Below are 543 nucleotides of genomic sequence, written 5' to 3'. Positions count from 1 at the left end.
ACCAAATTTGCTTGGCGACCATAGCGTTATGGACCCACCTGATCCCATGCCGAACTCAGTAGTGAAACGTAATAGCGCCGATGGTAGTGTGGGGTCTCCCCATGTGAGAGTAGGACATCGCCAGGCTCAACTTTTGAGAGCCCGTTCCCTGAACGGGCTTTTATTTCGCTCCGACTGATTGCAATGTGAGCGACGTCAAAAGAAGGTTTTCACTTTTTAACCAAACGATTAAAAAGATGAGAATTTTGTCTTGACTGAATATCAGAAAAGCGTATTATACGCCACCTGACTTGCTGAAGCGGTTAACGCTAAGGCATTGAAAGTCAACGTTCTTTAACAATTTGACCATGCAATCTGTGTGGGCACTCGTTGAAAAGTTAAGTCGAAAGATTTATCAATGATACTAGTGACCAATACAAATAACTTCGGTTATTTGGCACAGTCAATTCAAATATCCTAACTAGCTTCTAGTTAGCGGTATTTTAACAGTATTCATTGAGCCGGTCGAAAGACCACAAAAACTTTAATTGAAGAGTTTGATCA

Annotated in this window: 1 rRNA gene; it reads left to right on the top strand. The window is 41.6% G+C overall.

The window, feature by feature from the left end:
- The first annotated feature begins 10 nt into the window (after positions 1 to 10).
- Positions 11 to 126 (top strand): 5S ribosomal RNA (rrf, locus tag C9J38_RS21680).
- Positions 127 to 543: the final 417 nt, after the last annotated feature.

The sequence above is a fragment of the Photobacterium sp. GB-210 genome (assembly GCF_003026075.1).
GTDB lineage: Bacteria > Pseudomonadota > Gammaproteobacteria > Enterobacterales > Vibrionaceae > Photobacterium.
Note: the sequence above shows the minus strand (reverse complement) of the source record. Positions and strands in the feature narration are given on the sequence as shown.